The sequence below is a fragment of the Haloarcula sp. Atlit-120R genome (assembly GCF_003665885.1).
GTDB classification, from domain to species: domain Archaea; phylum Halobacteriota; class Halobacteria; order Halobacteriales; family Haloarculaceae; genus Haloarcula; species Haloarcula taiwanensis.
In genome coordinates this window covers 1-430 of sequence record NZ_QPLN01000129.1, presented here as the reverse complement: position 1 = coordinate 430, position 430 = coordinate 1, and the positions used below count along the sequence as shown (strand labels likewise).

1 protein-coding gene is annotated in these 430 nt (G+C 72.3%); it reads left to right on the top strand.

The annotated features are described in order from the left end of the window. Nucleotides 1-389: PHP-associated domain-containing protein (locus tag DVK01_RS21575; RefSeq protein ID WP_304999849.1), on the top strand; the 389-nt coding region annotated here is incomplete at its 5' end. Nucleotides 390-430: the final 41 nt, after the last annotated feature.

Sequence of the window (430 nt, the reverse complement as noted above, 5' to 3'; positions counted from 1 at the left end):
AGCGCCAGTACCCCGGCGTCGCCGGCAGCGACGCCCACCGGGTCGGGTACGTCGGCCGCGCCTACACGGAAATCGACATCCCCGACGTGTCGCGCGCTTCGCTCACGGCCGACGACATCCTGACCGCCATCCGCAGCGGCTCGACCGAGGTACAGGGCCGCCGGACGCCGATTCCGACGAGCACGAAACACTACGCCGGCGCGGCCGGCCGGAAGTCCGCGTACTACGCCAAACGCGGGGCGCTCGGGAGCGCGCTCCTCGCCAAGAAGGGCGCGTTCAAGTCCGGCTACTACGCGAAACTCGGCGCGCTCAAAAGCGGGTCGATAGCGAAGACCGGCGTCGCGCAGGCCGCTCGGATGCTCTACCGGCTGTCGCCGCTCTCGCGGTAGCGCCCTGATTCGGCGCGGACGGCGGCGCGGCGGCGCGGGCG